The sequence below is a fragment of the Thauera carbonicopians genome, assembly GCF_025699485.1.
Taxonomy (GTDB): domain Bacteria; phylum Pseudomonadota; class Gammaproteobacteria; order Burkholderiales; family Rhodocyclaceae; genus Thauera.
The window spans coordinates 127,818-153,980 of the sequence record NZ_JANUXN010000007.1; the positions used below are offsets into that span (position 1 = coordinate 127,818).

The 26,163-nt window shown below is 65.3% G+C and carries 24 protein-coding genes and 1 tRNA gene; 22 read left to right on the forward strand and 3 right to left on the reverse strand.

Annotation, left to right across the window (positions count from 1 at the left end; translation table 11 throughout):
• Positions 1–144: 144 nt before the first annotated feature.
• The 3 genes from dnaJ to grpE all read right to left on the reverse strand — a co-directional run bounded on the left by dnaJ (position 145) and on the right by grpE (position 3,970).
• Positions 145–1,260 carry a molecular chaperone DnaJ gene (gene dnaJ, locus NX068_RS11470; protein WP_263461404.1) on the reverse strand — a complete coding sequence of 372 codons (1,116 nt, stop codon included), beginning with the start codon at positions 1,258–1,260 and terminating at the stop codon, positions 145–147.
• Positions 1,261–1,356: 96 nt separating this feature from the next.
• Positions 1,357–3,279 carry a molecular chaperone DnaK gene (dnaK, locus tag NX068_RS11475; protein ID WP_263461405.1) on the reverse strand — a complete coding sequence of 641 codons (1,923 nt, stop codon included), beginning with the start codon at positions 3,277–3,279 and terminating at the stop codon, positions 1,357–1,359.
• Positions 3,280–3,403: 124 nt separating this feature from the next.
• Positions 3,404–3,970, reverse strand: coding sequence for a nucleotide exchange factor GrpE (grpE, locus tag NX068_RS11480; RefSeq protein ID WP_263461406.1), 567 nt, complete (start codon positions 3,968–3,970; stop codon positions 3,404–3,406).
• Between the two features lie 274 nt (positions 3,971–4,244).
• Here grpE and azu point away from each other — a divergent pair, with 274 nt between their 5' ends.
• From azu to rplT, 22 genes are all read left to right on the forward strand, one after another.
• A complete protein-coding gene (azu, locus tag NX068_RS11485; RefSeq protein WP_263461407.1) occupies positions 4,245–4,691 on the forward strand; it encodes an azurin in 447 nt (148 codons plus the stop codon).
• Positions 4,692–4,984: 293 nt separating this feature from the next.
• The gene (gene gyrA / locus NX068_RS11490) at positions 4,985–7,639 is read left to right on the forward strand and encodes a DNA gyrase subunit A (RefSeq protein WP_263461408.1); all 2,655 of its coding nucleotides are present in this window, start codon (positions 4,985–4,987) and stop codon (positions 7,637–7,639) included.
• Positions 7,639–8,736, forward strand: a complete 1,098-nt coding sequence (serC, locus tag NX068_RS11495; RefSeq protein WP_263461409.1) for a 3-phosphoserine/phosphohydroxythreonine transaminase — start codon at positions 7,639–7,641, stop codon at positions 8,734–8,736. Before gyrA ends, serC begins: the two co-directional genes overlap by 1 nt.
• A gap of 15 nt (positions 8,737–8,751) precedes the next feature.
• Positions 8,752–9,822: a prephenate dehydratase gene (gene pheA, locus NX068_RS11500; RefSeq protein WP_263461410.1), complete on the forward strand. Its 1,071-nt coding sequence runs from the start codon at positions 8,752–8,754 to the stop codon at positions 9,820–9,822.
• A 60-nt stretch (positions 9,823–9,882) separates the two neighbouring features.
• On the forward strand, positions 9,883–10,980 hold the full coding sequence (hisC, locus tag NX068_RS11505; RefSeq protein WP_263461411.1) for a histidinol-phosphate transaminase: 1,098 nt from the start codon (positions 9,883–9,885) through the stop codon (positions 10,978–10,980).
• The gene (locus NX068_RS11510) at positions 10,980–11,885 is read left to right on the forward strand and encodes a prephenate dehydrogenase (protein ID WP_263461412.1); all 906 of its coding nucleotides are present in this window, start codon (positions 10,980–10,982) and stop codon (positions 11,883–11,885) included. The genes hisC and NX068_RS11510 overlap by 1 nt, the downstream gene beginning before the upstream one ends.
• 171 nt (positions 11,886–12,056) lie before the next feature.
• Positions 12,057–14,009, forward strand: coding sequence for a bifunctional 3-phosphoshikimate 1-carboxyvinyltransferase/cytidylate kinase (locus tag NX068_RS11515; protein WP_263461413.1), 1,953 nt, complete (start codon positions 12,057–12,059; stop codon positions 14,007–14,009).
• A gap of 88 nt (positions 14,010–14,097) precedes the next feature.
• Entirely contained in the window at positions 14,098–15,801 is a 1,704-nt protein-coding gene (gene rpsA / locus NX068_RS11520; protein ID WP_263461414.1) for a 30S ribosomal protein S1, read from the forward strand.
• 11 nt (positions 15,802–15,812) lie between these two features.
• Complete coding sequence (locus tag NX068_RS11525) at positions 15,813–16,097, forward strand: integration host factor subunit beta (RefSeq protein WP_068637056.1); 285 nt, start codon at positions 15,813–15,815, stop codon at positions 16,095–16,097.
• Positions 16,098–16,262: 165 nt separating this feature from the next.
• Positions 16,263–16,577 (forward strand): LapA family protein, encoded by a 315-nt coding sequence (locus NX068_RS11530; protein WP_068637081.1) that lies wholly within the window; start codon positions 16,263–16,265, stop codon positions 16,575–16,577.
• 15 nt (positions 16,578–16,592) lie between these two features.
• Positions 16,593–17,768 carry a lipopolysaccharide assembly protein LapB gene (gene lapB, locus NX068_RS11535; RefSeq protein ID WP_263461415.1) on the forward strand — a complete coding sequence of 392 codons (1,176 nt, stop codon included), beginning with the start codon at positions 16,593–16,595 and terminating at the stop codon, positions 17,766–17,768.
• A gap of 43 nt (positions 17,769–17,811) precedes the next feature.
• Positions 17,812–18,702, forward strand: a complete 891-nt coding sequence (gene cysM / locus NX068_RS11540) for a cysteine synthase CysM (protein WP_068637058.1) — start codon at positions 17,812–17,814, stop codon at positions 18,700–18,702.
• A 16-nt stretch (positions 18,703–18,718) separates the two neighbouring features.
• Positions 18,719–20,791, forward strand: coding sequence for a translocation/assembly module TamB domain-containing protein (locus tag NX068_RS11545; RefSeq protein ID WP_263461416.1), 2,073 nt, complete (start codon positions 18,719–18,721; stop codon positions 20,789–20,791).
• A 38-nt stretch (positions 20,792–20,829) separates the two neighbouring features.
• Complete coding sequence (locus tag NX068_RS11550; protein WP_263461417.1) at positions 20,830–21,027, forward strand: hypothetical protein; 198 nt, start codon at positions 20,830–20,832, stop codon at positions 21,025–21,027.
• The gene (locus tag NX068_RS11555) at positions 21,024–21,461 is read left to right on the forward strand and encodes a YdbL family probable chaperone protein (RefSeq protein ID WP_263461418.1); all 438 of its coding nucleotides are present in this window, start codon (positions 21,024–21,026) and stop codon (positions 21,459–21,461) included. Before NX068_RS11550 ends, NX068_RS11555 begins: the two co-directional genes overlap by 4 nt.
• Positions 21,461–22,249, forward strand: coding sequence for a 3'-5' exonuclease (locus NX068_RS11560; protein ID WP_263461419.1), 789 nt, complete (start codon positions 21,461–21,463; stop codon positions 22,247–22,249). Before NX068_RS11555 ends, NX068_RS11560 begins: the two co-directional genes overlap by 1 nt.
• 87 nt (positions 22,250–22,336) lie before the next feature.
• A complete protein-coding gene (locus NX068_RS11565) occupies positions 22,337–22,579 on the forward strand; it encodes a GlsB/YeaQ/YmgE family stress response membrane protein (protein ID WP_004333419.1) in 243 nt (80 codons plus the stop codon).
• A 66-nt stretch (positions 22,580–22,645) separates the two neighbouring features.
• Positions 22,646–22,722, forward strand: a tRNA-Val gene (locus tag NX068_RS11570).
• A gap of 188 nt (positions 22,723–22,910) precedes the next feature.
• Positions 22,911–24,827 carry a threonine--tRNA ligase gene (gene thrS / locus NX068_RS11575; RefSeq protein ID WP_263461420.1) on the forward strand — a complete coding sequence of 639 codons (1,917 nt, stop codon included), beginning with the start codon at positions 22,911–22,913 and terminating at the stop codon, positions 24,825–24,827.
• 27 nt (positions 24,828–24,854) lie between these two features.
• Positions 24,855–25,376, forward strand: a complete 522-nt coding sequence (gene infC / locus NX068_RS11580; protein ID WP_083953600.1) for a translation initiation factor IF-3 — start codon at positions 24,855–24,857, stop codon at positions 25,374–25,376.
• 153 nt (positions 25,377–25,529) lie between these two features.
• Positions 25,530–25,727 (forward strand): 50S ribosomal protein L35, encoded by a 198-nt coding sequence (rpmI, locus tag NX068_RS11585; protein ID WP_002923845.1) that lies wholly within the window; start codon positions 25,530–25,532, stop codon positions 25,725–25,727.
• Positions 25,728–25,739: 12 nt separating this feature from the next.
• The gene (gene rplT / locus NX068_RS11590) at positions 25,740–26,099 is read left to right on the forward strand and encodes a 50S ribosomal protein L20 (RefSeq protein WP_004333413.1); all 360 of its coding nucleotides are present in this window, start codon (positions 25,740–25,742) and stop codon (positions 26,097–26,099) included.
• Positions 26,100–26,163 lie beyond the last annotated feature (64 nt).

The window sequence follows — 26,163 nt, forward strand, 5'->3', positions numbered from 1 at the left end:
GTACTGTCGGGGCGGAGCAGCCCCGATGACGAAAGAATGGCCTGCCATCCGGAAGATGGCAGGCCATTTTCATGCCTGAACGGGCGCCGCCGGAAGAGTCGTGCGGGCGGATGGGCCGACAAGGCCCATCGTCGCGGCTGCCGCTCAGGTGCCGAAGAAGTCCTTCACCTTGTCCATCCAGGACTTGGCTTTCGGGTTGTGGCGGTCGGCGTTGCCGCTGGAGATCTCCTCGAATTCGCGCAGCAGTTCCTTCTGGCGTTCGGTGAGCTTGACCGGCGTCTCGACCACGACGTGGCAGAGCAGGTCGCCATGCACGTGGCTGCGCACGTTCTTGATGCCCTTGCCGCGCAGGCGGAAGACCTTGCCGCTCTGCGTCTCGGCCGGAATCTTCAGCCGGGCCATGCCTTCCAGCGTCGGGATCTCGATTTCGCCGCCGAGCGCCGCGGTGGTGAAGCTCAGCGGCATCTCGCAGTGCAGGTCGTCGTGGTCGCGCTCGAACACCGCATGCTTGCGGATGTGGATCTCGACGTAGAGATCGCCCGGCGGGCCGCCATTGACACCCGGTTCGCCGTGGCCGCCGTGGCGCAGGCGCATGCCTTCGTCGATGCCGGCGGGGATCTTCACTTCCAGCGTCTTGTGCTTCTTGACCCGGCCGGCGCCGCCGCAGTCGCGGCAGGGGTCGGGGATGATCTTGCCGCTGCCGTGGCACTTCGGGCAGGTCTGCTGGATCGAGAAGAAGCCCTGCTGCACCCGCACCTGGCCGTGGCCGTTGCAGGTGGGGCAGGTCTTGGGCTGGGTGCCGGGCTTGGCGCCGCTGCCGTGACAGGTGCCGCATTCCTCGACGGTGGGGATGCGGATCGTCTTCTCGGCGCCGCGCGCAGCCTCCTCGAGCGTGATCTCGAGGTTGTAGCGCAGGTCGGCGCCGCGATAGACGTTCGAGCGCCCGCCGCGGCCGCCGCCGAACAGGTCGCCGAAGATGTCGCCGAAGGCATCGGCGAAGCCGCCTTCGAAGCCCTGGCCGCCACCCATCGATTGGTCGACGCCGGCATGGCCGTAGCGGTCGTAGGCGGCCTTCTTTTGCGGGTCGGAGAGCATCTCGTAGGCCTCCTTGGCCTCCTTGAACTTCTCCTCGGCGTCCTTGTTGTCCGGATTGCGGTCCGGGTGGTACTTCATGGCCAGCTTGCGGTAGGCCTTCTTGATCTCGTCGTCGCCGGCATCGCGGTTGACGCCGAGAACGTCGTAGTAATCCCTTTTGGACATGGTGCTTCGCTCAGTCTGGTCTCAAGCAAAGGCCGAGCCGGCGCCGGAGCAGGGCTCCGGCGGGGCTCGGCCGCGAAGGATTCGCCAGAATGACGATTACTTCTTGTCCTTCACTTCGGTGAATTCGGCATCCACCACGTCGGCGTCGTCGGCCTTGCTGCCGGACGACTGGGCGCCGGCCTGATCACCGCCCTCGGCCTGGGCCTGGGCATACATCTGTTCGCCGAGCTTCTGCGCGGCCATCGCCAGGGCCTGGCTCTTGGCTTCGATGCTGTCCTTGTCGGAGCCCTTGATCGCCTCTTCGGCATCTTTGATCGCGGCTTCGATCTTGGCCTTGTCGTCGTCGCTCAGCTTGTCGCCGTATTCGCCCAGCGCCTTGCGCGTCGAATGCACCAGCGCGTCACACTGGTTGCGGGCATCGACCAGTTCGTGCGCCTTCTTGTCTTCCTCGGCGTGCGCCTCGGCGTCGCGCACCATGCGCTCGACTTCGTCGTCCGACAGGCCGGAGTTGGCCTGGATCTTGATCTTGTTCTCCTTGCCGGTGGCCTTGTCCTTGGCCGACACGTGCAGGATGCCGTTGGCGTCGATGTCGAAGGTGACCTCGATCTGCGGCATGCCACGCGGCGCCGGCGGGATGTCGGACAGGTTGAACTGGCCCAGGCTCTTGTTGCCGGAAGCCATTTCGCGCTCGCCCTGTAGCACGTGGATGGTCACCGCGCTCTGGTTGTCGTCGGCGGTGGAGAACACCTGCGAGGCCTTGGTCGGGATCGTGGTGTTCTTCTGGATCAGCTTGGTCATCACGCCGCCCAGGGTCTCGATGCCGAGCGACAGCGGGGTGACGTCGAGCAGCAGCACGTCCTTGACTTCGCCCTGCAGCACGCCGCCCTGGATCGAGGCGCCGACGGCCACGGCTTCGTCGGGGTTCACGTCCTTGCGCGGCTCCTTGCCGAAGAACTCCTTGACCTTCTCCTGCACCATCGGCATGCGGGTCTGGCCGCCGACCAGGATCACGTCGTCGATGTCGGATACCTTCAGGCCGGCATCCTTCAGCGCGACGCGGCAGGGCTCGATCGAGCGCTCGACCAGATCCTCGACCAGCGCCTCGAACTTGGCGCGGGTGATCTTGACCGCCAGGTGCTTCGGTCCCGAGGCGTCGGCGGTGATGTAGGGCAGGTTGACTTCGGTCTGCTGGCCGGAGGACAGCTCGATCTTGGCCTTCTCGGCTGCTTCCTTCAGGCGCTGCAGCGCGAGCACGTCGTTCTTGAGGTCGACGCCCTGTTCCTTCTTGAATTCGGTGACGATGTAGTCGATCAGGCGCTGATCGAAGTCCTCGCCGCCAAGGAAGGTGTCGCCGTTGGTCGCCAGCACTTCGAACTGGTGCTCGCCGTCGAGGTCGGCGATCTCGATGATCGAGATGTCGAAGGTGCCGCCGCCGAGGTCATAGACGGCGATCTTGGAGTCGCCCGGCTTCTTGTCCATGCCGAAGGCGAGCGCGGCCGCGGTCGGCTCGTTGATGATGCGCTTGACTTCCAGCCCGGCGATGCGGCCGGCGTCCTTGGTGGCCTGGCGCTGGCTGTCGTTGAAGTAGGCCGGCACCGTGATGACGGCTTCGGTCACTTCCTCGCCGAGATAGTCCTCGGCGGTCTTCTTCATCTTGCGCAGCACTTCGGCCGACACCTGCGGCGGCGCGATCTTCTTGCCGCGCACTTCGACCCAGGCGTCGCCGTTGTCGGCCTTGGTGATGGCGAAGGGCATCAGGTCGATGTCCTTCTGCACTTCCTTCTCTTCGAAGCGGCGGCCGATCAGGCGCTTGATCGCGAACAGGGTGTTCCTGGCGTTGGTGACCGCCTGGCGCTTGGCCGGCGCACCGCACAGGATTTCGCCGTCTTCAGCGTAGGCGACCACCGACGGGGTGGTGCGCGCGCCTTCGGAGTTCTCGATGACCTTCGGCTTGCCGCCTTCCATCACGGAAACGCAGCTGTTGGTGGTGCCGAGGTCGATGCCGATGATCTTGCCCATGAAAGTTCCTTTGTGTCTGAATGAGGTGATGGAGCGGCGTCGCCGTCCGGTCTGGTTCGAATATGGGGTGGCGCGGCAGAGTTTCAAGCCGCCGCGCGCAGATTGCCCGCGGGGGCGGCTGCTCTTACTGTCCTTTCGCCTTGGCGACCATCACCAGCGCCGGACGGATGACGCGTTCGTTGAGCAGGTAGCCCTTCTGCAGCACGGTGACGACGGTGTTGGGTTCGGCATCCGCTTCGACGGTGCTGATCGCTTGATGCTTGTTCGGATCGAACTTCTGGCCGAGCGGATTTTCTTCCGTCAGGTTGGCGCTTTCGAAGGCGGCGACGAGCTGCTTGAGCGTCAGTTCGACGCCTTCGCGCAGGTTTTCGAGGGTCTGGTTCTCCACCGCGAGTGCGGCTTCGAGGCTGTCCTTGACCGGCAGCATCGCGCCGGCGAACTTTTCGGCTGCGAACTTGCCGGCCTTGACGATGTCCTCCTGCGCGCGGCGTCGGACGTTCTCGGTCTCGGCTTTGGCGCGCAGCCAGGCGTCGTGGTGCTCGGCGGCCTTCAGTTCGGCCTGGCGCAGGCTTTCCTCCAGGCTGGGCATGGTGTCCGGCTTATTTTCTGCGGTGTCCGGCGCGGCCGCTGCGGGAGCGCTCGGCTGTTCGGTTTCCGGTATGGCATTCGGATTCTGGCTCGGGTCCTGCATGGGTTCTTGCTCCCTGTTGATGGCTGTTCCTGGCCGGCATGTTGGGGCGGGCGATTCGATTTCAAGAGGAAACCTTTGGTGAAGAAGCAGCCATTGCGGCAGGCTGCGCGCTGGCGCACAATAGCCCGTCCGGACTGGTTCTCGTTCCAAGTTGAAGGCGGTCGGTTCGACGGGCCTTCACCATTCCGGAATTCCACGTGATACCCGGCGTTTGCCTGTGTCATTGTTACAGTTGAGTCCCTTCCTGCTCGCCAGGAAACCATAGGAGATATCGATGAAACTGAAGAAAGTTGCCGCCTGCGTTCTGCTGTCCGCTGCCGTCGCGCCGGCCTGGGCCGCCTGCGAGGCCACCATCGAAGGCAACGACATGATGCAGTTCAACACCAAGGAAATCGTGGTCGACAAGAGCTGCAAGGAATTCACCGTCACGCTGAAGCACGTCGGCAAGCTGGCCAAGGCTGCCATGGGCCACAACTGGGTGCTGGCGAAGGACGCCGACGTCAAGGATCTGGCTGCCGACAGCGCCAAGGCCGGTCCGGCCAAGGACTACCTCGTCGATGGCGATGCCCGCATCGTTGCCCACACCAAGTTGCTTGGCGGTGGCGAAACCGATTCGGTCACGTTCGACGTTTCCAAGCTCGCCGCCGGCGAGAAGTACACCTATTTCTGCTCCTTCCCGGGCCACTGGGCAGTGATGAAGGGCGAACTGAAGCTCAACTGATCGCCCATTTGGCCACTGGAGCCTGAAGGGGCTCCGGTGGCTGCGCAGGAAGAGGGGGAGTGGGTAACGCTCCTCCTTGTTGGCTCTGCAATGCATGTGACGGATATATTTGTCATGTGCGCAGCTGTATGGATGACTACGGCTGCATGACCTTCCGGTGCGTGTTCTTCGCGCCTCTGCTCGTTGTGCTCCTGACGGAAGTGTGCTTCCTTTGGGCTCGTCTGCGGCTGTAGGGCAGGGGCTCGTGGTAGCATTGACCGTTTTGATTCACGCGGCTTTCGCCGCCTTCGAGCATGACCCAGTTCGCCAAGGAAACCCTGCCGATCAGCCTCGAAGAGGAGATGCGGCACTCCTACCTCGACTACGCGATGAGCGTGATCGTGGGCCGCGCACTCCCCGATGCGCGCGACGGCCTCAAGCCGGTGCACCGCCGAGTGCTGTTCGCGATGCACGAGCTGTCCAACGACTGGAACCGTGCCTACAAGAAGTCCGCGCGCATCGTCGGCGACGTCATCGGTAAATACCATCCGCACGGCGACACCGCGGTGTATGACACCATCGTGCGCATGGCGCAGGATTTCTCGCTGCGCTACATGCTGGTCGACGGCCAGGGCAACTTCGGTTCGGTCGACGGCGACAATGCCGCGGCGATGCGCTACACCGAAATCCGCATGGCGCGCATCGGCCACGAACTGCTGGCCGACATCGACAAGGAAACGGTCGACTTCGGCCCGAACTACGACGGCTCGGAGAAGGAGCCGCTGGTCATGCCGGCGCGCATCCCCAACCTGCTGATCAACGGTTCGAGCGGCATCGCGGTCGGCATGGCGACCAACATCCCACCGCACAACCTGGGCGAGATCGTCGATGCCTGCCTGAAGCTGCTGGAAGAGCCGGATACCGACATCGAAGCGCTGATCGACATCGTCAAGGCGCCCGACTTCCCGACTGCCGGCCTGATCTACGGCCTGCACGGCGTGCATGAAGGCTACCGCACCGGCCGCGGCCGGGTGGTGATGCGCGCGCGCACCCACTTCGAGCCGATCGGCAAGACCGACCGCCAAGCCATCGTCGTCGATGAACTGCCCTACCAGGTCAACAAGCGCACCCTGCAGGAGCGCATGGCCGAGCTGGTCAACGAAAAGAAGATCGAAGGCATCAGCGAGATCCGCGACGAATCCGACAAGTCCGGCATGCGCCTGGTGGTCGAGCTCAAGCGCGGCGAGATGCCCGAGGTGGTGCTGAACAAGCTGTTCAAGCACACCCAGCTGCAGGACAGTTTCGGCATGAACATGGTGGCGCTGGTCGACGGCAAGCCGCGCCTGCTGAACCTGAAGCAGATGCTGGTGTGCTTCCTCGAGCACCGCCGCGAGGTCGTCACCCGCCGCACCATCTTCGAGCTGCGCAAGGCGCGCGACCGCGGCCACATCCTCGAAGGCCTGGCGGTGGCGCTGTCCAACGTCGACGAGATCATCGCCCTGATCAAGGCCGCGCCGACGCCGGCCGATGCCAAGCGCGGCCTGATGGAGCGCACCTGGCGTTCGCCGCTGGTCGAGGAGATGCTGTCGCGGGCGATGGCCGACAGCTACCGGCCGGAAGGGCTGGATCCGCAGTTCGGCCTGTCGGCGCAGGGCTATCGCCTGTCCGAAGCCCAGGCCCAGGCCATCCTGGAACTGCGCCTGCAGCGCCTGACCGGGCTGGAGCAGGACAAGATCGTCGGCGAGTACCGCGAAGTGATGGACATCATCACCGACCTGCTCGACATCCTCGCCCGTCCCGAGCGCATCACCGCGATCATCGTCGAGGAGCTGAGCGCGATCCGCAACCAGTTCGGCGATCCGCGCCGCTCGGAACTGGTGATGAACACCGCCGAGATCAACATCGAGGACCTGATCACGCCGGAAGACATGGTCGTCACCCTGTCGCACACCGGCTACTTCAAGCGCCAGCCGCTGGCCGACTACCGCGCCCAGCGCCGCGGCGGCCGCGGCAAGCAGGCGACCTCGATGAAGGACGAGGACTTCATCGACCATCTCTTCGTCGCCAACACCCACGACACCGTGCTGTGCTTCTCCAGCCGCGGCCGCTGCTACTGGCTGAAGGTGTACGAAGTGCCCGAAGGGACGCGCAACTCGCGCGGCAAGCCGATCGTCAATCTGTTCCCGCTGGTCGAAGGCGAGAAGATCACCGCCGTGCTGCCGATCAAGGAGTTCGACGAGGAGCACTTCGTGTTCATGGCGACTTCGGAAGGCACGGTCAAGAAGACCGCGCTGACCGCCTTCTCCAACCCGCGCAAGGCCGGCATCATCGCGGTCAACCTGGATGACGGCGACCACCTGATCGGCGTCGCCATCACCGACGGTCAATGCGATGTGATGCTGTTCTCCGACGCCGGCAAGGCGGTGCGCTTCGCCGAGACCGACGTGCGGCCGATGGGCCGCGAAGCGCGCGGCGTGCGCGGCATGATGCTGGAGGACGGCCAGGCGGTGATCGCGATGCTGGTGGCCAAGGACGAATCGCAGTCGGTGCTGACCGCGACCGAGAACGGCTACGGCAAGCGCACGCCGGTGGCCGAATACACTCGCCACGGCCGCGGCACCAAGGGCATGATCGCGATCCAGACCTCCGACCGCAACGGCAAGCTGGTGGGCGCGGTGCTGGTCGAGCCGGGCGACGAGGTGATGCTGATTTCGACCGGCGGCGTGCTGATCCGCACCGGCGTCGAGAGCATCCGCGAGATGGGCCGCTCGACCCAGGGCGTGACCCTGATCAACCTCGACGACGGTACTTTCCTCGCCAGCATCGAGAAAGTGGCGGAGTCGGAGTCCGACGAAAGCATGCGCGCGGAAGACGAAGGCGAGGCTGCTGCAGCCGGGGAGCCTGCCGACGGGGACGGCAACGACGGCCAGGGCGAAGCGCCGGCGGCCGACGAACAGGGAGACGCCTGATGAGCCGGGTGTGGAACTTCAGCGCCGGCCCGGCCGTGCTGCCCGAGGAAGTGCTGCGCCAGGCCGCCGAGGAGATGCTCGACTGGCAGGGTTCGGGCATGGGCGTGATGGAGATGAGCCATCGCGGCAAGGAGTTCACCTCGATCGCCGTGCAGGCCGAGGCCGATCTGCGTGAACTGCTGGCCGTGCCGGCCAACTATCGCATCCTGTTCATGCAGGGCGGGGCGATCGCGGCGAATGCGATCATCCCGATGAACCTGATCGGCGACAAGCGGGTCGCCGACTACGTCGTCACCGGCTCCTGGTCGCAGAAATCGCAGAAGGAGGCGCGCAAGTACGCCGAGGTGAACATCGCCGCCACTTCCGAAGCGAGCGGCTTCACCACCGTGCCGCCGATGGCGGATTGGAAGCTGTCGGTCGATCCGGCCTACCTCTTCACCTGCACCAACGAAACCATCGGCGGCGTCGAATATCCCTTCGAGCCCGATCTGGCCCGGATCGGTCGTGGCGAAGTGCCGGTCGTCGCCGACATGTCCTCGCACATCCTGTCGCGCGCCATCGACGTGTCGAAATACGGCCTGATCTTCGGCGGCGCGCAGAAGAACATCGGCCCGGCCGGCCTGACCATCGTCATCGTGCGCGAGGACCTGCTCGGCCGCGCGATGCCGCACTGCCCGGCCGCTTTCGATTTCAGGACCGTGGCCGAGAACGCCTCGATGTACAACACGCCGCCGACCTACGGCATCTACATCGCCGGCCTGGTGTTCCAGTGGATCAAGCGCCAGGGCGGCGTGGCTGCGCTGGAGGCGCAGAACGTCGCCAAGGCGAAGCTGTTGTACGACTTCCTCGACGGCAGCGATTTTTATGAGAATCGCGTCGATCCGGCCTGCCGTTCGCGCATGAACGTGCCTTTCTTCCTGAAGGACGAATCGCTCAACGACGCTTTCCTGGCCGAGTCGAAGGCCGCGGGCCTGATGCAGTTGAAGGGCCACAAGTCGGTCGGCGGCATGCGCGCGTCGATCTACAACGCGATGCCGCTGGCCGGGGTGCAGGCGCTGGTGGACTTCATGCGCGATTTTGCCGCGCGCAAGGCTTGAACCGAAGGACCGAGCATGAGCGACGAACTGCTGAAGCTGCGCAACGAAATCGACCGCCTCGACGAGGAAATCCTCGCCCGCCTGTCCGAGCGTGCGCGCTGCGCGCAGCGCGTGGGCGAAGTGAAGCAGGGCAATGCCCCGTTCTATCGCCCCGAGCGCGAAGCCCAGGTGCTGCGCCGCCTGGCCGAACTGAACCCCGGACCGCTGCCGGCGGACGCGGTGAAGACGATCTTCCGCGAGATCATGTCGGCCTGCCTGGGGCTGGAGCATCCGCAGCGCGTCGCCTATCTCGGCCCGGCCGGCACTTTTTCCGAGAGCGCCAGCCGCAAGCAGTTCGGTTCCGCGCCGGGTTTCATGCCGATGGCGACGATCGAGGACGTGTTCCGCGCGGTCGAAGCCGGCAACGTCGATTACGGCGTCGTGCCGGTCGAGAATTCGACCGAGGGCGCGGTCAATATCACGCTCGACCTGCTGCTGGCGAGCCCGGTCAAGGTCTGCGGCGAAGTCAGGCTGCGCATCCATCAGCAACTGATGTCGCGTGCCGACGGCATCGGCGCCGCCAAGCGCCTGTATTCGCATGCGCAGTCGCTGGCGCAATGCCACGAGTGGCTCAACCGCAACCTGCCTCACCTGCCGCGCATCCCGGTGGCGAGCAACGCCGAGGCGGCGCGGCTGGCGGCGGAGGATGCCGAGTCCTGCGCGATCGCGGGCGAGGCGGCGGCCAAGCTGTACGGCCTGAACATCCTCGCGCCCAACATCGAGGACGATCCCAACAACACCACGCGCTTCCTCGTCATTGCCAATCACGACGCGGGGCCTTCGGGCAGCGACCGCACCTCGCTGGTGTTCTCGGCGCCGAACCGTCCGGGGGCGATCCATGCCTTGCTGGAACCGCTCGCGCGCCACGGTGTGGACATGACCAAGCTGCAGTCGCGCCCGGCACAGTCAGGCTTGTGGGAATACGTGTTCTACGCCGACATCAACGGCCACCGCGAAGATGCCGAGGTCGCCGCCGCGCTCGCCGAGCTGGCCGATCGCGCCGCTTTCCTGAAGGTGCTCGGCTCCTACCCGATCGCCGCGATCTGACACCCTGAATCCGCCCCGAGCATTCGACGAACGAGGCCACGTGCCATCAAGGAGACAGCCATGAGCGTAGCAAGCCGTGCCCCGGACCATATCCGCGCCATCATGCCCTACCAGCCGGGCAAGCCGATCTCCGAGCTGGCGCGGGAGATGGGTCTTGCCGAATCGAGCATCGTCAAGCTCGCATCGAACGAGAATCCGCTGGGGATGAGCACGCGTGCCCGCGATGCCGCGCGCATGGCGTTGACCGATCTGGCGCGCTATCCGGACGGCGGCGCCTTTGCATTGAAGGCGGCGCTGTGCCGCAAGCTCGGCGTGCAGCCCGAGCAACTGGTGATCGGCAACGGTTCCAACGACGTCCTCGAGATCGCCACCCAGGCTTTCCTTCGCCCCGGCTGTTCGGCGGTGTATGCCCAGCATGCCTTTGCCGTCTATCCGCTGGCGACGCAGGCACGCGGTGCGCGCGGCGTCGAAGTACCGGCGAGGAACTTCGGCCACGACCTGGATGCGATGGCGGCGGCGATCTCGCCCGATACCCGCATCGTCTTCATCGCCAACCCGAACAATCCGACCGGCACTTTCCTGTCGGGCAGGGACATCGAGGCTTTCCTGCACAAAGTGCCGCAGGACGTGCTGGTGGTGCTCGACGAGGCCTATACCGAATACCTGGCGCCGGCGCAGCGCTACGATGCCATCGCCTGGATCGAGCGCTTTCCCAACCTGCTGGTGTCGCGCACCTTCTCCAAGGCCTACGGCCTGGCCGGTCTGCGGGTGGGCTACGGCGTCGCGCATGCCGAAGTGGCGGACCTGATGAACCGGGTGCGCCAGCCCTTCAACGTTTCCAGCGTCGCGCTGGCGGCAGCCGGAGCGGCGCTGGACGACGAGGAGTTCATCGAGCAGTCGGCCGAGCTGAACCGGCGCGGCATGCAGCAACTCACCGACGCCTTCGTCGCGCTGGGGCTGGAGTGGATTCCGTCGGCCGGCAACTTCGTCACCTTCAAGGTCGGCGACGCCGCCGGGGTCAATCATGCACTGCTGCAGCAGGGCGTGATCGTGCGCCCGATCGCCGGCTACGGCATGCCGCACTGGCTGCGGGTGTCGATCGGGCTGCCGGAAGAGAACGCCCGCTTCATCGCCGCGCTGAAGCGGGCGCTGGCCTGATGGAAGGCCGCGAGACCTCGCCGCTGATCGGCAAGCTCGTCATCTGCGGTGTCGGCCTGATCGGCGGCTCGTTCGCGCTCGGCCTGCGGCGTGCGGGGGCGGTCGGCCGCATCGTCGGCATCGGCCGGCGGCGCGAGCCGCTGGAGCGTGCGCTGGAGCTGGGCGTCATCGACGAAATCGCCGATGACTGGGCCACGGCGCTCGCCGGTGCCGACATGGTGCTGCTGGCTGCGCCGGTGGGGCAGATGGATACCATCATGGCGGCGATGGCGCCGCACCTGGACGCCGGGACGGTTGTCACCGATGCCGGCAGCACCAAGCGCGACGTGATCGAAGCCATCCAGCGCCACCTCGGTGCGCAGCTGCTGCAGATCGTGCCGGCACACCCGATCGCGGGCGCGGAAAAGAGCGGCGTGGATGCTGCCTTCGCCGATCTCTACGTCAAGCGCAAGGTCGTGCTGACACCGTTGCCCGACAGCCGGGCCGATGCGGTCGAGCTCGTGCGGGCGGCCTGGCAGGCCTGCGGTGCCAGCGTGGTCGACATGACGCCGCAGGACCACGACAGCGTGTTCGCCGCCGTCAGCCACCTGCCGCATCTGCTCGCCTTCGGCCTGGTGGACGACCTGGCACGGCGCGACAACGCGCAACTGCTGTTTTCGCATGCGGCCAGCGGTTTCCGCGATTTCACCCGCATCGCCGGCAGCCACCCGGAAATGTGGCGCGACATCTGCGTCGCCAACAGAGTGGCGCTACTGACTGAACTGGATGCCTATCTCGGCGAACTGGCCAGCCTGCGGCAGATGCTCGCGGCGGGCGATGGCGATGCGCTCGAAGCCGTCTTCGAGCGCGCCCGGCGTGCCCGCAACGCCTGGGCCGAAGGCCTGCCGGTGCAGACGGCGGAATGATCGGGCGGCTGTGTCCCCACTTCCGGCCTGGATGGGTAGAGCGCAGCGAAACCCATCAATGGCTAAAACGGAGTCGTCATCGAGGCGATGGGTTTCGCCGGCGGCTCTACCCATCCTACCCGGCTTTTCGAAAGCAGCCTGTTCAAGGGCTGCGTCAATAAGAGACGAAACATGGAATTCCTCGACCTGTCCCCGATGCTGGGCGCGAGCGGCAGCGTGCGCCTGCCCGGCTCCAAGAGCATCTCCAACCGCGTGCTGCTGCTCGCCGCGCTGGCCGAAGGCCGTACCCAGATCCGCGACCTGCTGTCGTCCGACGACGTCGAACGCATGCTGGAGGCGCTGCAGGCGCTCGGCGTGCGCTGGCAGCGCAAGGGCGACACGCTCGACTACGTCGTCGATGGTATCGGTGGGCCGTTTCCGGTCAAGGCCGCGGAGCTTTTCCTCGGCAATGCCGGTACCGCCTTCCGGCCGCTGACCGCGGCGCTGGCGCTGTCCGGCGGCGAATACCGGCTGTCGGGCGTGCCACGGATGCACGAGCGTCCGATCGGCGACCTGGTCGAGGCGCTGCGCCAGCTCGGTGCCGACATCAGCTGCACGGCGAACGAAGGCTATCCGCCGCTGCACATCAAGCCGGCGTCGATCAGTCCGGGCGGCGTGGTCAGCGTGCGGGGCGACGTCTCCAGTCAGTTCCTCACCGCGCTGCTGATGGCCTTGCCGCTGACCGGGGTGCAGACCACGGTCGAAGTCGTCGGCGAGTTGATCTCCAAGCCCTACATCGCGATCACGCTCGATCTGATGGCGCGCTTCGGCGTCGAGGTCGAGCAGCAGGGCTGGGAGCGCTTCATCGTGCCGGGCGGGGCCCGCTATCGCAGCCCGGGCGCGGTGTTCGTCGAAGGCGATGCCTCGTCGGCTTCGTACTTCCTCGCCGCCGGCGCGATCGGCGGCGGGCCGGTCAGGGTCGAAGGCGTCGGCCGCAGCAGCATCCAGGGCGACGTCCGCTTCAGCGAGGCGCTGGCGCAGCTCGGCGCGCGGATCACGATGGGCGACAACTGGATCGAGGCTTCGGCGCCCGAGTCCGGCGTGCTGAAGGCTTTCGATCTCGATCTGAACCACATCCCGGATGCGGCGATGACGCTGGCGGTCGCCGCGCTGTTCGCCGACGGTCCGTGCCGGCTGCGCAACATCGCCAGCTGGCGGGTCAAGGAAACCGACCGCATCGCGGCGATGGCGATCGAATTGCGCAAGGTCGGCGCCGAAATCGAGGAGGGCGCGGACTACCTGCGTGTGACGCCGCCTACGCGCCTGCTGCCGGCGGCGATCGACACTTACGACGACCACCGCATGGCGATGTGCTTCTCGCTGGTGAGCCTGGGCGGCTGCCGCGTGCGGATCAACGATCCGAAATGCGTCAACAAGACTTTCCCCGGCTATTTCGATGCTTTCGGCGGGGTGACGCGGCCGGTGCCGGTGATCGCGATCGACGGTCCGTCGGCATCGGGCAAGGGCACGGTGGCCGAGCGCGTCGCCGCCGCGCTCGGCTGGAAGGTGCTCGACAGCGGTTCGCTGTACCGCATCGTCGCGCTGGCGGCGATGCGCGCCGGCGTCGCGCTCGACGACGAAGCGGGCGTCGCGGCGATCGCCGCCCGCCTGCCGGCGCGCTTCGAGGATGGCAGGGTGCTGCTCGGCGGCGACGACATCAGCACCGACATCCGCAGCGAAGCCTGCTCGGTGGGCGCCTCGAAGGTCGCGGTGCTGCCGGCGGTGCGCGAAGCCTTGCTCGGCCGTCAGCGCGATTATCGCGTGGCGCCCGGGCTGGTCGGCGACGGCCGCGACATGGGCTCGGTGATATTCCCGGATGCGCAGCTCAAGGTCTTCCTGACCGCGACGGCCGAGGCGCGTGCCGAGCGCCGTTATAAGCAGTTGATCGAAAAGGGTTTGCCTGCTAACATGCAAAGTCTTCTGGACGACCTTCGGGAACGTGACGCGCGCGATGCGGCACGGCCCGTTGCGCCGCTCGTGAAGTTGCCGGATGCGGTGCTGCTCGATACGACCGAACTGGACGTCGAGGGTGCCGTGGCTTTCGTGCTCGATCTCGTGCGGGATCGGGGGCTGGCCGCCGGTTGATGTGCCGCGCGCAGGGGCGTGAGCCCAGGCGCTTTTTTTCTTAATCTCACTTTTTTGCCGTCGCACGGCGGTCCCGGATTTATCCCTCATGTCCAACGCCACCCCCGCCTTCGAAGAAAGCTTTGCCGCTCTTTTCGAGGAAAGCCTTGCCCTGCAGGAAATGCGCACCGGTGAGGTCATCACCGCCGAAGTCGTGCGCATCGATCAGAACTTCGTCGTCGTCAACGCCGGCCTGAAGTCCGAAAGCTATGTTCCCGTCGACGAGTTCCGCAACGACCGCGGCGAACTCGAAGTCAACGTCGGCGATTTCATCCACGTTGCCATCGACGCGCTGGAAGACGGCTTCGGCGAAACCCGCCTGTCGCGCGAGAAGGCCAAGCGCATCGCCGCCTGGAACGACCTCGAAAAGGCCCTCAACGAAGGCTCGCTGGTCAAGGGCGTCATCACCGGCCGCGTCAAGGGTGGCCTGACCGTCATGACCAACAGCATCCGCGCCTTCCTGCCGGGCTCGCTGGTCGACATGCGTCCGGTCAAGGACACCACGCCGTACGAAGGCAAAGAATACGAATTCAAGGTCATCAAGCTCGACCGCAAGCGCAACAACGTCGTCGTCTCGCGCCGTGCCGTGCTGGAAGAGTCGATGGGCGAAGAGCGCGAAAAGCTGCTCGCCAACCTCAAGGAAGGCACCGTCATCAAGGGTATCGTCAAGAACATCACCGACTACGGTGCGTTCGTCGACCTGGGCGGCATCGATGGCCTGCTGCACATCACCGACCTGGCCTGGCGCCGCGTCCGTCACCCGAGCGAAGTGCTCAACGTCGGTGACGAGATCGAAGCCAAGGTGCTCAAGTTCGACCAGGAGAAGAACCGCGTCTCGCTGGGCCTGAAGCAGCTGGGCGAAGATCCGTGGGTCGGCATCTCGCGCCGCTACCCACAAGGCACCCGCCTGTTCGGCAAGGTCACCAACATCACCGACTACGGCGCCTTCGTCGAAGTCGAGCAGGGCATCGAAGGCCTGGTGCACGTGTCCGAAATGGACTGGACCAACAAGAACATCCACCCGACCAAGGTCGTCCAGCTGGGCGACGAAGTCGAAGTGATGATCCTCGAGATCGACGAAGACCGCCGCCGCATCTCGCTGGGCATGAAGCAGTGCATGTCCAACCCGTGGGACGATTTCGCCATCAACCACAAGAAGGGCGACAAGGTCCGCGGCCAGATCAAGTCGATCACCGACTTCGGCGTCTTCATCGGCCTGGAAGGCGGCATCGACGGCCTGGTGCACCTGTCCGACCTGTCGTGGAGCGAGCAGGGCGACGAAGCCGTGCGCCGCTTCAAGAAGGGCGACGAAGTCGAAGCCGTGGTGCTGGCGATCGACGTCGAGCGCGAGCGCATCTCGCTGGGCATCAAGCAGCTCGAAGGCGACCCCTACACCAACTTCATCGCCACCCACGAGAAGAACACCCTCGTGCGCGGCACCGTGAAGTCGGTCGATGCGCGTGGCGCCGTGATCTCGCTGGGTGACGACGTCGAAGCCTACCTGCGTGCTTCCGAAGCCGCTGCCCACCGCGTCGATGACCTGACGACGATGCTGAAGGAAGGCGACGAAGTCGAGGCGATGGTGATCAACGTCGATCGCAAGACCCGTTCGATCAACCTGTCGATTCGCGCCAAGGATCAGGCCGAGCAGAACGAAGCCATGAACAAGCTGGCTTCCGACAGCTCCGCCGCGTCCGGTACGACCAACCTGGGTGCGCTGCTGAAGGCCAAGCTGAACGAGCAGAAGCAGTAAGCAAGCCGATCATGACCAAATCGGAGCTGATCGCCCAGCTTGCGGAGCGTTTTCCGCAACTGGTCGCAAAGGATGCCGATTACGCGGTCAAGATGATCCTCGATGCGATGACCGACGCGCTTGCGCGCGGCGATCGCATCGAGATCCGCGGGTTTGGCAGTTTCGCGCTGAACTATCGTCCGCCTCGCGTCGGACGCAACCCCAAGTCGGGCGAGAAGGTGCACGTGCCGGAAAAGTACGTGCCGCATTTCAAGGCCGGCAAGGAATTGCGCGAACGCGTGGACCTCGCAGGCTGAGCAGCCGGGCCGGGTTCGGCTGGCGAGTTCAGCCACCAACGGGCGATCGACCGCGCGGCGATCGGATGCAAGCCGGGCTTGCGAGTGGCAACAGATGCAGTACTGGAAGGCGGCCCGATGGCCGCCTTTCTTCTTTTTTGCTGCGTGCTCGGTGATAATGGCGCCATGCGCGCAATCATGTGGTTCATCCGTCTCCTGCTGTTCATCCTGCTGTTCGGGTTCGCGATCAAGAACGATCATCTGGCGACCCTGAACTTCTTCTTTGGCGGGCAATGGCAGCTTCCCCTGGTGTTCGTCATCCTCGTCAGCTTCGCTGCCGGTGCCTTGCTCGGGGTCACGGCGACTTTCGCTTCGCTGCTGCGCCAGCGCCGCGAGATATCTCAATTGCGCCGCCAGCTGGAGCGGGAGCGCGCCGAGCGTGAACGGACGGCCAATGCCACCGAGCCGGCGGCCGAGATCCAGATGCCCAGCCTTTCCTGAGCGTTTCGCCGTCCCATGGAAATCGAACTCTGGTGGCTGCTGGCCCTTCCGCTGTTCTTCGCGCTGGGCTGGCTCGCTGCCCGCATCGACATTCGCCAGGTGGTGCAGGAGTCGCGGGCATTGCCGCGCTCCTATCTGTCCGGCCTGAATTTCCTGCTCAACGAGCAGCCCGACAAGGCGATCGACTCCTTCGTCGAAGCCGTGCGCATCGATCCGCAGACGATCGAATTGCATTTCGCCCTCGGTAGCCTGTTCCGGCGCCGCGGCGAGACCGACCGGGCGATCCGCATCCATCAATTGCTGGTCGATCGCGAGGACATCACCGAAGAGCAGCGTCTGCAGGCGCTCGGCGAACTCGGCCAGGATTTCCTCAAGGCCGGCCTGCTCGACCGTGCAGAAGAGGTGTTCGTCCGCCTGCGCGGTACGCGCGCCGACGCGCTGGCGCTGCGCTACCTGCTGGAGATCTATCAGCAGGAGAAGGACTGGGCGAAGGCGATCGAGGTGGCCGACGCGCTGCCGGGCCACGAAAGCCTGATGTGGCGGACCGAAGTGGCGAACTTCCACTGTGAACTGGCGTCGGCGGCGTTGGCGAACTCGAAGCCGGACGAGGCCGAGCGCCACGTCGAGGCGGCGCTGGCGGTCAATCCGCGCTGCGTGCGCGCGAGCCTGATCCGTGGCGACATCTGTGCCGCACAGGGCAGGGACGAGGACGCGCTCGCCGCGTGGAAACGAATCGAGAACCAGGATCCGGTCTATCTCGCTCTGGCCGCCGAGCGCATCATGGACGCCTATGGCCGCCTCGGGCGGCTGGAAGAAGGCCATCAGCTGTTGCGTGCCTGGCTCGACAGCCATGCCTCGCTCGATCTGCTCGACGAGCTTTTCCATTGGGAAATGGACAAGCAGGGCCCGCAGGCGGCCTACGATCTGGTGCGCGAGGAACTGCGCCGCAACCCCACGCTGCTGGGCCTGGACAAGCTGCTCGAAGCCGCGCTGCTGACGGTGCCGAGCGAGCAGCGCGGCGACGTCGAACTGATCAAGCAACTGATCCACGGCCATACGCGCAAGGTTGCCCGCTATCGCTGCGACGCCTGCGGCTTCAAGGCCCGCCAGTTCCATTGGCGTTGTCCGGCCTGCGGCGGCTGGGAGACTTATCCGCCGCGGCGAACCGAAGAATTCGATTTGACGCCCTGAGCGACCTGAAGCAGCCACCTGCCTCATTCCGAGACCCCGATACATGGAATTCAAGACGCTGGAAGATTATGTCGGCCACACCCCGCTGGTGAGGCTGAAACGCATCAATGCCGGCCGCAACAACGTCATCCTGGCCAAGCTCGAAGGCAACAACCCGGCCGGTTCGGTCAAGGACCGGCCGGCATTGTCGATGGTGATGCATGCCGAGGCGCGCGGCGAGATCAAGCCCGGCGACACCCTGATCGAAGCGACCAGCGGCAACACCGGCATCGCCCTGGCGATGGCCGCGGCGATGCGCGGCTACCGCATGATCCTGGTGATGCCGGAGAACCAGAGCGTGGAACGGCGCCAGACGATGCGCGCCTTCGGTGCCGAACTGGTGCTGACGCCGACTTCCGGCGGCATGGAGATGGCGCGCGACATCGCCGACAAGATGCGCGACGAAGGCAAGGGCATCATCCTCGACCAGTTCGCCAATCCGGACAATCCGCTGGCCCACTACGAAGGCACCGGTCCGGAGATCTGGGAGCAGACGGGCGGCCGCGTGACCCATTTCGTCAGCTCGATGGGCACCACCGGCACCATCATGGGGACTTCGCGCTTCCTCAAGGAAAAGAACCCCGAGGTCCAGATCGTCGGCTGCGAACCGGAAGAGGGTTCGCAGATTCCGGGCATCCGCAAGTGGCCGGAAGCCTATCTGCCGAAGATCTTCGAGCGCCCGCGGGTCGATCGCGTCGAACGCGTCAGCCAGGCCGAGGCGGAGGAAATGACCCGCCGGCTGGCGCGCGAGGAAGGCATCTTCGCCGGCATCTCGTCGGGCGGCTCGATGCACGTCGCGCTGCGGCTGGCCGCCGAGCTCGAGAATGCGGTGATCGTGTCCATCGTCTGCGACCGTGGCGACCGCTATCTGTCGACGGGTGTGTTCCCGGCCTGAGGGCGCACCGCCGGGCATGGCGGCCAGGATCGCCGCCCGTTGCTGCTGGCTGGTTCTGCTGGCGCTGGCCTGGGTACTGCCGGTACAGGGCATCGAACGCATCCGGCTGTCGATCGGCGACATTCGCGCCCCCGGCCTGTCCGTGCAGGGGGTGGAGCTGCAGTTCGCTGCCGGCAGCAAGGGGCCCGAGCTGCGTATCGCCCACCTGGCGCTGGGCGAGCGGGCGTGGCGTGGACTGCATCTCTCCTGTCCCGAAGCCGATGCCGCATTTCCGGAGATTCGCTGCAGAAGGGGCGAGATCCGCGTCGGCGCCAAGCGCCTGCCGCTGCGCATCGATTTCCGCTTCGACCCGCTGACATCCGCTTTCGACGCCGCACTGCGGCTATCGTCGGGCTCGACCGTGGATATCCGCCATGACGGCGGCAATCTCGTCGAGGTAGTGCTGACGCGCTTCGAGATAGGAGAACTGAGTGGAGACCTGGCCGGCTTCGCTGCGCAGGTTTCGCCGGCGCTTGCGGCGGAGTTGGCGCAGTACGCAGCCAAAGGGACGGTTGATGCCAGGCTGGCGTGGCGGCAGGCCGGCGATGCCGGTCCGCATGAAAAGCTGCAACTTCAGGCGCGACTGAGCGGCGGCAGTTTCTCCAGCCCGGATGGCCTGCAGGCGGCCGAAGGCCTGGCGCTGTCGCTCGATCTCACGGCCCGGGCGCTGGCTGCAGGCTGGGACTGGCAGGGCCGGCTGGCATGGGAGGGCGGCGAAGCCTACCTGCATCCGCTCTACCTGCGGTCGGGGCCGGTGCTGCAGGCGGAAGGCCGGCTGAACGACGACGAGCTCGTGCTGCGCATGGCGACGCTGAAACTCGAAGGCGTCGATCAGTTCGCCCTGACCGCCCGCATCGCGCGCGAACCACCGAGCCTGCAGGATCTCACACTGTCGCTGGCCGGCGGCGATCTGGCGATTCTCGGTCCGCACTGGATCACGCCGGCGCTGGTTCCGGCGCTGGCGGATCGCCTGCGTTTTGCCGGCCATGTCGGCGCCGGCGCCGAGATCAGGGACGGGCAACTCCTCTCCCTGGATCTGGTCTTCGACGGCGCCGGCGTCAGCCTCGCCGGCGTGGATGAAGGCGGCGAGGTGCGCGGACGCGGGCTGGCCTTCGGGCCGCTGTCCGGCCATCTGCCCTGGTCGGCGACTGCGCCAACACGCGCCAGCTTGCAGGTTCAGGGCGGGTATTGGGAAGCCCTGTCGCTCGGCGCCTTCGATGTGGATGCGCTGCTCGATGGCGGGCAGATCGCTTTCGGGCAGATCCGCATTCCCTTGCTGGATGGTGCCCTGGTGCTGGACGGTCTTGCGCTCGAACACGGCGCGGAGGGCTGGCGCGGGCAGGGCGGCGTGGTCGTCGAGCCGCTGTCGATGGCCTTGCTGACCGAGGCGCTCGGCTGGCCGTCGATGTCCGGCATTCTGTCGGCGTCCATGCCGGGCATGCGCGTCAGCACCGGCGAGATCTCGCTGGATGGCGCGCTGGTGGTTTCGGTGTTCGACGGCTATCTGCAGGCGACCGGCCTGCGCGTCAGCGAGCCTTTCGGCGTCGCCTCCAATCTGCGCGCCGACATCGAGGCGCGCCATCTGGATCTGGCCCAGCTCACCGACACCTTCAGCTTCGGCAGCATCAGCGGCTATGTGGATGCCGACGTGAAAGGGCTGGAGCTGGCCGGCTGGCGGCCAGTGGCGTTCGATCTGCGGCTTGCCAGCAGCCCGGGGAGCTATCGCCGGCGCATCAGCCAGCGGGCGGTGCAGAACATCGGCGCGCTGGGCGGCGGCGGGGCGATCGCGGCTCTGCAGCGCGGCGTGCTGAGCGTGTTCGACACTTTCGGCTATCGCGAACTCGGTTTCCATTGCGTGCTGGTCAATGGCATCTGCGAAATGAACGGCATCGCCGGCCGCGGGCGGCCGGACGGCGGCTTTCCCATCGTCCGCGGCGGCGGCATCCCGGCGCTGGATGTCATCGGCTACAATCGCCGCGTCGATTGGCAGGAGCTGGTCGACCGGCTCCAGCGCGTGATCGAGAATAACGCCGCGCCCGAGTTGCACTGATTCAGACCGGCAGGCGCCGGATCCTGCAGGAGAACTGAATGCCATTCTTTCGAATCCGATCCTTGCTGCTTGCGGGCAGCCTGGCGCTCGCCGCCTCGGCCTGCGTGACGATCAACATCTATTTCCCGGCCGCCGCCGCGGAAAAGGCCGCCGACCGCATCATCGACGAGGTCTGGCAGACACATGAAAACCAGCCGCCGCAGGCGGCACCGGCAGAGCAGGGGGCAGGGCAATGAACGCACGTCACGGGGTCCCGGGGTGGATGCGCTGGCTGATGGCGGGCCTGCTGGGCTGCATGATGGCTTTTGCCGTGCAGGCTCAGGGAAATCTGGAAATCGACACGCCGGCGATCTCCGCGCTGAAATCGTCCATGCAGAAGCGTCATGGGCAGCTCGCGCCGCTGTATGCCTCGGGTGCGATCGGCCTTGCCGCCGATGGCAGCATCGCCCTGAGGGATGCGTCGGCAGTGCCGCTGGCGCAGCGTGGCAGCGTCAACGCCCTGGTCGCGGCGGAGAATGCCGATCGCAGCGCGCTGTACCGCGAAGTCGCGCGCGCCAACCAGCATCCGGAATGGGAGGCGGACGTGCGCAGCACCTTTGCCCAGCGCTGGATCGACCGCGCGCCGGCAGGCTGGTGGGTGCAACGAGGCGGGAGTTGGGTGAAGAAGTAATGCCCGTTCTCGTCTTCGACATCGAAACCATTCCGGACGTCGCCGGCATCCGGAACCTGTACGAACTGCCGCCCGAGCTGTCCGACACCGAAGCGGCGGAATGGGCTTTCCAGCAGCGGCGTGCCAGCCACGGCAACGATTTCCTGCCGCACCACCTGCAGCGGGTGGTGACGATCTCGTGCGTGCTGCGCGACGCCCAGCATTTCCGCGTGTTTTCGCTGTCCGAGCCCGATGCGGGCGAAGGCGAGATCATCCAGCGCTTCTTCGACGGCGTCGAGCGCTACACGCCGCAGATCATTTCGTGGAACGGTGGCGGCTTCGACCTGCCGGTGCTGCATTACCGCGGCATGCTGCACGGCGTCACGGCGCCGCGCTACTGGGACCAGGGCGAGGGCGACTACCATGACTCGCGCGACTTCAAGTGGAACAACTACATCGGCCGCTACCACAACCGCCATCTCGACCTGATGGACCTGCTGGCGATGTACCAGCCGCGCGCCAGTGCACCGCTGGACGACCTGGCCAAGCTGATGGGCTACCCGGGCAAGCTCGGCATGGACGGCTCGGCGGTGTGGCAGGCCTGGCAGGAAGGGCGCGCCGCCGAGATCCGCGACTATTGCGAGACCGACGTGGTCAATACCTACCTCGTCTATCTGCGCTTCGAGCGCATGCGCGGACACCTCGATGCCAAGGCCTGGGCGGACGAAGTCGAAGTCGTGCGAGAATCGCTCGGACGGCTCGAGGCGCCGCACTGGAAGCAGTTTCTCGAAGCTTGGCCGCAGGCCTGAGCGCATACGGCCCCTGATCGCGGCTTGGCCTGACGCGGCCCGGCCCGATCGCGGCCCGGCATATTCACCCCATAACAGGAGAGTCACATGGGCATCATCGCTACCATCTTCATCGGCCTGATCGTCGGCCTCGTCGCCCGCCTGCTGCATCCCGGCAAGGACGGCCTCGGCCTGATCATGACCGCCTTGCTCGGCATCGCGGGCTCGCTGGTGGCGACCTACGGCGGGCAGGCGCTCGGCATCTATCAGGCCGGCCAGGGCGCAGGCTTCATCGGCGCGGTGGTCGGCGCGATCGTGATCCTGTTCGTGGTCAGCCGGCTCAAGAAGTAGTTTTCGTGTGCGCTGCAAAAAAACTTTGACAAGTTTTTTTGAGTGCCTATAATGCGGGTCTTCAGCAGGCGCGTAGCTCAGTTGGTTAGAGCACCACCTTGACATGGTGGGGGTCGTTGGTTCGAATCCAATCGCGCCTACCAAGATTCTGGAGTCGATGACATGTTCCGAACTACCACTCAGGCCGGAAACTGAACAGGTCGGCTCCGCTTGTTAGTCTGCTAGAGAAAAAAGCGCGCCTAGACCGCGCTTTTTTTTCGTCCACAATTCTCGTTCCGTTGCCATCCCGCCCCGCGATTTCGCCGGGCAGACACTGCCAGAGACCACTGCCATGCCCAACATCACGCTTCCCGATGGTTCCGTCCGCAGCTTCGACCATCCGGTGACCGTTGCCGAGGTCGCGGCGTCCATCGGTGCCGGGCTCGCCAAGGCCGCGCTGGCCGGGCGCGTCGGCGGACGGCTGGTGGATCTGTCGCACCGCCTCGATACCGACGCCGAGCTGGCGATCATCACCGACAAGAACGAGGATGGCCTGGACATCATCCGCCACTCGTCCGCCCACCTGCTGGCGCACGCGGTGAAGGAGCTGTTTCCCGATGCCCAGGTGACGATCGGGCCGGTGATCGACAACGGCTTCTACTACGACTTCTCGTACAAGCGCCCCTTCACGCCGGAAGACCTCGCCGCGATCGAAGTCCGCATGGCCGAGATCGCCAAACGAAGCATCCCGGTCGAGCGCGAAGTGTGGCCGCGCGACAAGGCGGTGGAGTTCTTCAAGAGCATCGGCGAGCACTACAAGGCCGAGATCATCGCCTCCATCCCGGCAAACGAGGACGTCTCGCTGTACCGCCAGGGCGACTTCATCGACCTGTGCCGCGGCCCGCACGTGCCTTCGACCGGCAAGCTCAAGGTCTTCAAGCTGATGAAGCTGGCCGGCGCCTACTGGCGCGGCGATTCGAAGAACGAGATGCTGCAGCGCATCTACGGCACGGCATGGACCAAGAAGGACGACCTCGACGCCTACCTGCACATGATCGAGGAGGCGGAAAAGCGCGACCATCGCAAGCTCGGCCGCCAGCTCGACCTCTTCCACCTGCAGGACGAGGCGCCGGGCATGGTGTTCTGGCACGCCAAGGGCTGGACGCTGTGGCAGCAGATCGAGCAGTACATGCGCCGCACGCTCGGCGAGCACGGCTACCAGGAAGTGAAGACGCCGCAGATCGTCGATCGCTCGCTGTGGGAGAAGTCCGGCCACTGGGGCATGTACGCCGACCTGATGTTCACCACGCAGTCCGAGAAGCACGACTATGCGGTCAAGCCGATGAACTGTCCGTGCCACATCCAGATCTTCAACCAGGGCCTGAAGAGCTACCGCGACCTGCCGCTGCGCATGGCCGAGTTCGGCTCCTGCCACCGCAACGAGCCGTCCGGTTCGTTGCACGGCATCATGCGCGTGCGCAACTTCGTGCAGGACGATGCACACATCTTCTGCGCCGAGAGCCAGGTCCAGGCCGAGTCGGCCGAGTTCATCCGCCTGCTGCAGAAGGTCTATGCCGATTTCGGCTTCAACGACGTGCTGGTCAAGCTGTCGACGCGGCCGGACAGGCGCGTCGGCACCGACGAGCAGTGGGATGCCGCCGAAGCCGCGCTGGCGGCGGCGCTCGACGCGCAGGGCCTGAAGTACGAGCTGCAGCTGGGCGAGGGCGCCTTCTACGGACCGAAGATCGAGTTCTCGCTGAAGGACAGCCTGGGCCGGGTATGGCAGTGCGGCACGCTGCAGCTCGACTTCAACCTGCCGGTGCGCCTCGGCGCGGAGTACGTCGACGAGGACAACACCAAAAAGGTGCCGGTGATGCTGCACCGCGCGGTGCTCGGTTCGCTGGAGCGCTTCATCGGTATCCTGATCGAGAACCACGCCGGCGCGATGCCCTTGTGGCTGGCGCCGGTGCAGGCGGTGGTGATGAACATCTCGGAAGGGCAGGCGGACTATGCCGCCGAAGTCGCGGCAAAGCTCAGGAAAGCGGGCTTCCGCGTCGACGCCGATTTGCGCAACGAAAAGATTAACTATAAAATCCGAGAACATAGCGTGCAGAAGCTGCCCTATCAGATCGTCATCGGCGACAAGGAAAAGGCGGCTGGCCTGGTGGCCGTGCGTGCCCGGGGTGGCCAGGATCTTGGCCAAATGTCCCTCGATTCGCTGATCGAACGCTGGCTTCGCGAAGTTGAAGCGAAGGCCGGCACGGTCTGATTTTTGGTTTTCGTGGAGAGTTGAACCATCGCTCAAGAGAAGAAGCAGCGCGTTAATAGGGAGATCAACGCGCCCGAGGTCCGGCTGGTTGGTGAAGAAGGTGAACAGCTCGGAATCGTGTCCCTGAACGCAGCCCTGAACATGGCCGAAGAGGCCGGGCTGGATCTGGTCGAAATCGCACCGATGGCCGCACCGCCGGTCTGCAAGCTGATGGATTTCGGCAAGTTCAAGTATCAGGAACAGAAGAAGGCCCACGAAGCCCGACTCAAGCAGAAGCAGGTGCAGGTCAAGGAGGTCAAGCTCCGCCCCGGCACCGACGAGAACGATTACCAGATCAAGCTTCGCAACCTGAAGCGCTTCCTGGAAGAAGGCGACAAGTGCAAGGTGACCTTGCGCTTCCGCGGCCGCGAGATGGCTCACCAGGAGTTCGGTCTGCGTCAGCTCGAACGCGTCAAGGCCGACCTGGAGGATCTGGGTCAGGTCGAGCAGATGCCGAAGATGGAAGGGCGCCAGATGATCATGGTCATCGCGCCCAAAAAGAAACACTGAGAGAAGCACTAAGCTTCTAAGAATTTGCCCCGCAAGGGGCAAGACCGGCGGGCAGCGAAGGCCGCCGCCGGAAAACAAGTGGTGCCGGGTATGGAAATGCGTCGGGGCTCATCGGCGCTACCTGGTGTCATCCAAAAACATGGAGTCTCAGCAATGCCCAAGATGAAGACGAAGAGCGGCGCCAAGAAGCGCTTCAAGGTCCGCTCGAGTGGTGGGATCAAGCGGTCCCAGGCGTTCAAGCGCCACATCCTGACCAAGAAAACGACCAAGGCGAAGCGTCAGCTGCGCGGCATGACCGAAGTTCATGCTGCCGATGAAAAGCTGATTCGCGCCATGCTTCCGTACGCTTGATAGGAGACCGCAATGCCTCGCGTTAAACGTGGTGTAACCGCCCGCGCTCGTCACAAGAAAGTCCTTTCCCAGGCCAAGGGTTATCGCGGCCGTCGCAAGAACGTCTATCGCATCGCCAAGCAGGCGGTGATGAAGGCCGGCCAGTACGCCTACCGCGACCGCCGTCAGCGCAAGCGCCAGTTCCGTACCCTGTGGATCGCCCGTATCAACGCCGCCGCGCGTGAGTTGGGCCTGACCTACAGCACCTTCATGAACGGTCTGAAGAAGGCTGCGATCGAAGTGGACCGCAAGGTGCTGGCCGACCTGGCCGTGTTCGACAAGCCCGCTTTTGCGGCGATCGCCGAACAGGCCCGGGCCAAACTCGCTGCGTAATTCGACGCAGCCCGAAAAAAGGAGGCCTGGCCTCCTTTTTTTTCTTCTGAATCTGGCTTGCACG